6 protein-coding genes and 2 pseudogenes are annotated in these 7812 nt (G+C 70.4%); 6 read left to right on the plus strand and 2 right to left on the minus strand.

Annotated elements, in window-relative coordinates; translation table 11 throughout:
• Nucleotides 1-127 precede the first annotated feature (127 nt).
• Both B9S58_RS25425 and B9S58_RS25430 read left to right on the plus strand, forming a co-directional pair.
• A pseudogene (locus B9S58_RS25425) lies at nucleotides 128-1346 on the plus strand (amidohydrolase family protein).
• Complete coding sequence (locus B9S58_RS25430; protein ID WP_103534373.1) at nucleotides 1343-2053, plus strand: sulfite exporter TauE/SafE family protein; 711 nt, start codon at nucleotides 1343-1345, stop codon at nucleotides 2051-2053. Before B9S58_RS25425 ends, B9S58_RS25430 begins: the two are co-directional and overlap by 4 nt.
• On the opposite strand, the gene B9S58_RS25435 is transcribed toward B9S58_RS25430, so the two are convergent.
• Nucleotides 2037-3080, minus strand: coding sequence for a substrate-binding domain-containing protein (locus B9S58_RS25435; RefSeq protein WP_103534374.1), 1044 nt, complete (start codon nucleotides 3078-3080; stop codon nucleotides 2037-2039). The genes B9S58_RS25430 and B9S58_RS25435 overlap by 17 nt on opposite strands.
• Before the next feature lie 172 nt (nucleotides 3081-3252).
• Here B9S58_RS25435 and B9S58_RS25440 point away from each other — a divergent pair, with 172 nt between their 5' ends.
• The 4 genes from B9S58_RS25440 (at nucleotide 3253) to B9S58_RS25455 (ending at nucleotide 6565) form a co-directional block, all read left to right on the plus strand.
• Nucleotides 3253-3837: a redoxin family protein gene (locus B9S58_RS25440; protein WP_103534375.1), complete on the plus strand. Its 585-nt coding sequence runs from the start codon at nucleotides 3253-3255 to the stop codon at nucleotides 3835-3837.
• Nucleotides 3838-3843: 6 nt separating this feature from the next.
• Nucleotides 3844-4758, plus strand: coding sequence for a cytochrome c biogenesis CcdA family protein (locus tag B9S58_RS25445; RefSeq protein WP_103534376.1), 915 nt, complete (start codon nucleotides 3844-3846; stop codon nucleotides 4756-4758).
• Nucleotides 4759-4895: 137 nt separating this feature from the next.
• On the plus strand, nucleotides 4896-6428 hold the full coding sequence (locus tag B9S58_RS25450) for a sodium-dependent transporter (RefSeq protein ID WP_103534377.1): 1533 nt from the start codon (nucleotides 4896-4898) through the stop codon (nucleotides 6426-6428).
• The gene (locus tag B9S58_RS25455; RefSeq protein ID WP_103534378.1) at nucleotides 6428-6565 is read left to right on the plus strand and encodes a methionine/alanine import family NSS transporter small subunit; all 138 of its coding nucleotides are present in this window, start codon (nucleotides 6428-6430) and stop codon (nucleotides 6563-6565) included. The genes B9S58_RS25450 and B9S58_RS25455 overlap by 1 nt, the downstream gene beginning before the upstream one ends.
• Before the next feature lie 168 nt (nucleotides 6566-6733).
• On the opposite strand, the pseudogene B9S58_RS25460 reads toward B9S58_RS25455, so the two are convergent.
• Nucleotides 6734-7734 (minus strand): annotated as a pseudogene (locus B9S58_RS25460) (IS5 family transposase).
• Nucleotides 7735-7812: the final 78 nt, after the last annotated feature.

The raw sequence follows: 7812 nt of genomic DNA on the forward strand, positions 1-7812 counted from the left end.
GGAAGGACCCACCGACGGATACGCGGTCGTCGTCGCCGACGGCTCCTTCCGTGCCGTCGGACCTGCCGGGGAACTGGCGCGTACACATCCGCAGCACGACGCCGTACGGCTGCCCGGCCATCTCCTGATGCCCGGCTTCGTCGACTCCCACCATCACCTGACCCAGAGCTTCGGCTCCGCGCTCGCCTTCGGGGAGCCCTCGGAGATCTTCCGCCGGGTCTGGGTCCCGCTGGAAGGAGCGCTGGACGAGGAATCGGCCTATGCCGCAGCCAAACTGGCGGCGTTGGAGGCCCTGCGCGGCGGCTTCACCACCGTCACCGACGCCGGTACGCGCGCCGACGTGGACGTCGACGTCGTCGCGTCGGCCGCTCGCGACGCCGGAATCCGCTGCGTACTCGGCCTCGTGTGCAACGACGCCGCCGACGACGCGACCGCCGCCGAGGACCCCGCGAGCGCCACCGCCGTCCTCGAAAGCGCCGAGAAGCACCTCGCCCGGTACGACGGTGACCCGCTGATCCACGCCTCCCTCGCCGTCTCGATCCCCGAAGCGGCCACCTCGACGACCCTTCACCGGACCGCACGTCTCGCCGAGGAAGCCGGGGCGATCGTGCAGATCCACGTCAACGAGCACCTGGCCGGTGTCGAACGCTCCCTCGTACGGCACGGACTGCGCCCGCTCGAATACCTGCACCGGACCGGCGCGCTCGGCCCACAACTGCTCGCCGCCCACGCCACCCTGCTCACCCCCCCCCCGCGAACTGACCCTGCTCGCCGACACCGGGACCGCCATCAGCTACAACCCGGTGGCCAGCGCCTGGAAGGGCAACGCCGTCGCCCCGGCCACCGCCATGGCCGAGCGCGGCATCCGCTTCGGGCTCGGCACCGACGGCACCCGCGGCGACGGATTCCGGCTCGCGGAAGCGGCCGAGTTCGCCCAGCGGATCGCCTACGGGCTGGCCACCGGCGACTCGTCGTGCGGCGCCGGCTGGACCTGGCTCGAACACGCCACCGCCGGCGGCGCCGACGCGGTCGGCCTGGGTGCGCGCACCGGCACCGTCGCCGAGGGACTGGCCGCCGACTTCCTCCTCGTCGACATCACCAACCCCGAGCTCGCGCTCTCCTGGGACGTGCCGTGGGAGCTGGTACGCCGGGGCAACCGCGACCAGATCACCGCCGTGTTCGTCGCCGGACACCTGCGTCTGTGGCACGGCCTGCCCACCGGCTGGGACGGCCCCGCACTCGTACGGCAGGCGGCCGAACTGGCCCGTGCCGCCGTCGAAAGGGCACCCATCACCCGAGTACACCCCACGTCCACGGCGGCACGGCAGCGGAGCACCGCACGGTGAGTACGGAAGCACTCGCGGTCCTCGCCGTCACGGTGGCCATCGCCGCGTTCGTCCAGGGCAGCAGCGGGCTGGGCTTCGCCCTGATCGTCGCGCCCGTGGCCGGGATCCTCGACCCCTCTCTGCTCCCGGTGTTCGTCCTGGCGGCCATGATCCCGCTCAACCTGTACGTCGCCTGGCGCGAACGCGCCTCGATCGACCTGCGCGGCGCGGGCTGGATCACCGGGGCCCGGCTGGCCGCCACGCCCGCCGGGCTCGCGCTGCTCTGGCTGATCCCGGACCGCAGCATCGGCCTGTTCATAGGCATCGCCACCGTACTGGCCGCGGTCGTGAGCCTGGTCGCACCCGCCTTCACTCCCGGCCGGGTGGCCTACCTCGGTGCGGGCGTGGTGACCGGACTCACGGAGACCGCGACCGGCGTCGGCGGCCCCCCGCTCGCCCTCGTCTACCAGCACCGGCCGCCCGCAGAACTGCGCTCGACCGTCGCGGCCTGCTTCCTCGTCGGGGAAGTGGCCTCGCTGGGCCTGCTGTTCGCGACAGGGGAGGGTCGGCCCGGAGACCTGGGTCTTGCGGTGGCGCTGCTGCCGGTGATCGCCGCGGGCGCGTGGCTGAGCCGGCTGGTGCACCACCGGCTGGACGCGCGCAGAATGCGGCTGTGCGTACTCGTCTTCGCTCTGGTCTCCGGGCTGGTGCTCATGCTCGGGCTGTGACCCGTAGCGACGAGGCACGCGGAACGACCCGTGGCTCGGGCGCCGCCGCCACCGCGGCGGCGGCGCTCCCGCCGCGCAGCCGGCCGAGCAGCAGTTCCACCGCGGCGGCCGCCGCCCGGTCCAGATGAAGGTCCACGGCGGTCAGCGGCGGCTCACAGGTCCGCGCACGCAGCCCGTCGTACCGGGTGACGACCATGACGTCGCCCGGTACGGACCGCCCGCTGTCCCGGATCGCCCGCACCGCGCCCACCGCGAACGCGTCCACCAGCGCGCAGACCGCGTCGATCTCGGGGTGCTCGGCCAGCAGGGCGGCACAGCGTTCATACCCGGCCTGCTCGCCGCCCACCTCCGGGGCGCTCGCCACGACGGGCACCCAGCCGTACCGCTCGGCGACCCGCTCGTACGCGGCGAGCGCGTCGACCGACGAGTGGCGTGAACCGGAGCCGACGATCAGCGCGGGCCGCCTGGCACCCTGCTCGCGCAGATGCGCGAGCAGCAACTCGGCGACCGGCCCGCCGCGCAGATCGACATACGGCGACGTGTCGTCCTGCGACACCGGCCGGCCGAGCGACACGTAAGGCAGGCCCCGCTCCCTCAACTGCGTCGCGGCGGCGTCGTTCACGTCCGGCTCGACGACGATGGCCCCGTCGATGTCGACGGAGTACAGCGCCGACCCCGATTGCACCGGCGGTACGAGCACCAGCGCGTAGCCGTGCAGCAACGCGCTCTCCGCGGCGGCGGCGGCGATCTCCATGTAGAACCCGAGCCGCGACGGCCCACCGGCCACCGCGAACGGCATCGAGGAGGCGAGCGCGATGGCCTTCGCCTCGCCCCGCCGCAGCCGCTGGGCCCGCAGATTGGGCCGGTATCCGAGCTCGGAGGCGACCTGCTTGATGCGCTCCCTGGTCCGCGGATCGACCTTGCCGATCCCGTTGAGGGCGTGCGAGACCGTCGTACGCGACACCTCGGCGATCCGCGCGACATCGGCGATCGTCGGTGGCCGCGAGCCGGGACCGGATGTTCGCATCGACGGACGCTCCTTGCAGGCTGAGGACGGGGCACCCCATCTTCGCCCACCCGCCTACCCGGGGACGCACCCCGCGGGTCGGCCGACGTCACCGAACCGTAAGCCCTCCACCGCCCGTGAGAGAGGAGGACGGTTCTACAGTCGCACTCACCCGAGTACCCAGGAGTCGTCCATGCGCGCCCGCACCGCTCTGCCCGCCGCTCTCGCCGCCACCCTGCTCACTCTCACGGGGTGCGGAGAGGAAAGCGGTTCCGACGAAGCAGCAGACACCTCGCCCTCGACCGCTTCGTCCCCGGCGCCACGGCCCACCGCCTCCGACGCGGGCGACGGCGCGGCCACCGGAGCCCCGGTGCCGCAGGCGCTTCGGTTCACCGCGACCACGGTCGACGGGAAGCCCTTCGATGCCGGGACACTGGCGGGCAAGCCGACCGTGCTGTGGTTCTGGGCGCCCTGGTGCCCCAAGTGCAAGGCCCAGGCCGCGGCGACCGCGAAGGTCGCCGCCGACCACGCGGGCGAGACCAACGTCGTCGGTGTGGCGGGTCTGGACAAGAACGCGGCCATGAAGGACTTCGTCGCCGACACGAAGACCAGCGGCTTCCCCCACCTGTCCGACGAGAACGGCGAGATCTGGAAGCGGTTCGAGGTCACCGAACAGAGCCGCTACGTCATTCTCGACAAGGACGGCAAGACCGTCTATGAGGGCGTCCTTCCGTCGGGCGAGGGGCTGGCCGAGAAGGTCGCCGGCCTGACCGGCTGAACCGCGATGTCCGACCTCCCGCTCGCCCTCGCGCTCACAGCGGGCATCCTCGCCGCTGTCAACCCGTGCGGCTTCGCCCTGCTCCCCGCCTACCTCTCCCTCCTCGTCCTCGGTGACGACAGCCCCTCCCGTGGTGTCGCGGTCGGCCGGGCCCTGACCGCGACGGCCTCCATCACCCTCGGCTTCGCGGCCCTGTTCGGCGTGTTCGGCCTGGCGATCCAGCCCGTCGCGGGACAGGTCCAGGCGCATCTGCCCTGGTTCACCATCGTGTTCGGCATACTCATGGCCCTGGCCGGGGGCTGGCTCTCGGCCGGCCGGCAGCTGCCCGCTCTCCTGCCGAAGGTCCGACGGGCCCCCACGGTGACCCGCTCCATCCCCTCGATGGCCCTGTTCGGCATGGCGTACGCGACCGCGTCCCTCGGCTGCACCATCGCCCCGTTCCTCGCCATCGTCGTCTCGGCCTTCCGCGGCGGCTCCACCGCCGAAGGGATCGTCCTGTTCGCCGCGTACGCGGCCGGCATGGGACTGATCGTCGCCGTCGCTTCCCTGACCGTCGCCCTCACCCGCAGCGCGGCCGTCAGCCACCTGCGCCGCTTCGGCGCGTCCGCGCCCCGAGTCGGTGGCGGACTTCTCCTGCTCGTCGGCGCGTACGTCGCCTACTACGGCTGGTACGAGATCCGTGTCCAGCGAGATCCCACCACCACCGACCCGGTCGTCGAAGCCGCCGGCGTCGCCCAGCGTGTCCTCGCCGACACGCTGGACACCGTCGGCCCCGCCGTTCTCGCCGGGTTCCTGGCCCTTCTGCTCCTGGCTGCCTGGGCGATCCACCGCGGCCGGGCACGCAGAGCCTTCCGCACCCGGTCCCGGGTGACGAACGCACCCGGCCGCGCCGACGAGCACGCCCGACCGCCCTTCGGGTGACGACAACTGTTCGACGACACGCCCTGGCCCCGCAGCCACCATCTCCCGGGCCCGGTCACCGCGTCGTCGGGCCTCTCGCCGCGCTAACGTGCCATCAGTCCGATTCGCAGCGGCATGAGGAGATCCGAGGACCGCATATGACAGAGCAGCCACGTGAGCAATGGGCCACCCGCACAGGCTTCCTGCTGGCCGCCATCGGTTCGGCCGTCGGACTCGGTAATATCTGGCGGTTTCCCGCCATCGCCTACGATAACGGCGGCGGAGCCTTCCTGCTGCCGTACCTGATCGCGCTCCTCACAGCGGGCATCCCGCTGCTGATCATGGAGTACTCCATCGGGCGGAAGTACCGTCTGTCGCCGCCGGCCGCGCTGCGCAGGATGGCCCGGCCGGCAGAGGCCATCGGGTGGTGGCAGGTCGTGATCTCCTTTGTGATCGCCACCTACTACGCCGTCATCATCGCCTGGGCCGTGCGCTATGTGGGCTTCTCCTTCGGCCAGCAATGGGGCGACGACCCGGAGGCTTTCCTCTTCGGTGACTTCCTGCGGGCACCGGAGACACCGAGTTTCCTGGACGGTTTCGTACCTGGGGTCTTCTGGCCGCTCATCGCTGTGTGGGTGGTCGTGCTGGTCATCCTGGCGTTCGGTATCCGGCGAGGCATCGAGCGAGCCAACAAGATCTTCATTCCCTTGCTCTTCGTCCTGTTCGCAGCACTGGTGATCCGCGCCCTCACGCTGGACGGGGCGGCCCTCGGGCTCGACGCCCTCTTCACGCCGGACTGGTCGGAACTCGGCAACGGCAGCGTCTGGGTCGCCGCCTACGGGCAGATCTTCTTCTCGCTGTCCATCGGCTTCGGCATCATGGTCACGTACGCGTCGTACCTGGGCCGCCGGGCCGACCTGACGGGCTCCGCGATGGTGGCGGGCTTCGCCAACAGCTCGTTCGAGATCCTCGCGGGCATCGGGGTCTTCGCGACCCTGGGCTATCTGGCGACCGCCTCGGGGGTCGGCGTCGACGAGGTCGCCGGCGCGGGCATCGGTCTGGCGTTCGTCGCCTTCCCCGCAGTGATCTCGGAGATGCCGCTCGGTGCTCTCTTCGGCGTGCTGTTCTTCAGCTCCCTCGTAATCGCGGGACTTTCCTCGCTGATCTCCATCGTCCAGGTGGTCGTCTCCGCCGTGCAGGACCGGACCGGCATGCGTCGCATGCCGGCGGTCCTGGGCATCGGCGGTCTGATCGCGCTGGTGTCGGTCCTGCTCTTCCCGAACGAGTCCGGCATCTACCTGCTCGACGCGTCCGACCACTTCATCAACCAGTACGGCATCGCGCTGGCCGCCCTGGTCGGCCTGATCGTCATCGTCTGGGTGCTGCGGCAGCTTCCCGGCCTCCAGGAGAACGCTGACGCCACCTCCGCCGTCCGACTCGGCCGCTGGTGGCGCATCTGCCTCGGTGTCATCACACCCCTGGTCCTGGGCTGGATGATGGTCGACAGCCTGCGGACCGAGTTCGAGGAGAACTACGAGGGCTACTCGACCGGATTCCTGCTCTCCGCGGGCTGGAGCGTCGCCATCGGGGCACTGCTGGTCGGTGTGATCCTCACACTGATGCCGTGGCCTGCCGGCGGTGAGGACATCGACCTCGACATGGAGTCGCCAGCCGACCGGAAGGACCGCTGATGTCCACCAGTGCCATCATCATGATGATCATCGCCATTCTCATCGTCTGGGGTGGACTGATCACCGCCATCCTCCGGCTGAGGAAGCACCCGGACACTCCGGAGCAGATGCCGCCCGGCACCCACCCGGCCGAGTGACTGAGCCCTGGCGGTAGCGTCGCCCTGCTCACCCGGAACCAGACCCCCACAACCCGCCGTCGTCATGGTGGTGAAGGACCCACTGCCATGATGACGGGCTTGGCGAGGTTGTCAGTTACCTGCGGAGTCAGGGGCCGTCGATGAATTAGGGTCTGTATCCAGTTGTGATCAATGGGTGGTCCGCGCGAGGTCCTTGATCCAGATCGTGGAGGCGCGGAGACGGAGTCCGGCGAGGTAGCTCTCGGGGTTCTTGTCGTAGCGGGTGGCGATGCCGCGCCATGCCTTCAGCCTGTTGATCAGGCGCTCGACGGTGTTGCGGTCCTTGTAGAGCTCGGCGTCGTGGGTGAGAGGACGGCCGCCCTGGCGGCCCTTCTTCTTCCGGTTGGCGGCCTGGTCCTTCTTCTCCGGGATGACTGCCTTGATGTTGCGTTTGCGTAGGTAGGAGCGGTTGCCTCGGGAGGAGTACGCCTTGTCTCCGGCGACCGCGTCGGGCCGGGTTCGGGGACGGCCGACCGGGAGGCGAACCCGCATCTTGTTGAGCACGGGGATGAACTGCGGGCTGTCGGCGGCCTGTCCGGCGGTGAGCGTGAGGACGAGCGGTCTGCACTTGCGGTCGGCAGCGACGTGGACCTTGCTGGTCTGCCCGCCCCGCGAGCGGCCGAGCAGGGCGGCCTTCAGGCGGAGCTTGCGGCGTCGCCGGACGCGTCGCCGTTCGACCCGCCCGGCCTCGACGTCGGTGTCGTGCCCGACTTGTTCCTCGCTGTCGCCCCCTTTGAGCGGGTCCTCTCCTCCTCGGCCGCCTTCTCCAGGGCGTCCAGCGTCTCCGGATCAAGGCGCATCCCGGCGGCGTCGTGGTGGGCACGTGCGGTGGTGGAGTCCACACTGACCAGCGAAAGGTCCACCTCACCCCGCTCCGCGGCCTTCGCGATCAGACCTTCCAGCAGGTTCTCGAAGACCCCGGCGTCCCGCCACTGGCGGAACCGGTTGTACACGGTGGGCCAGGCACCGAACTCGGCAGGCATCTCCCGCCACTGTGCGCCCGAGCGGAACTTCCAGACCACACCCTCGAACTGCTCGCGCAGTTTCGTGGGGTACGGCCCGTACTCGCCGATCGGCAGGTACGGCTCCACGTACCCCCACTCCTTGTCCGTCAACTGTCTCCGCGTCATGCACACCGGACTACACGATCCACCCCCGAAGCGAGGGCGAATCCCGCAGATTGATCACGACTCGATACAGGCCCTAGT

The organism is Streptomyces sp. SM11 (genome assembly GCF_002910905.1).
Taxonomy (GTDB): Bacteria; Actinomycetota; Actinomycetes; order Streptomycetales; family Streptomycetaceae; genus Streptomyces.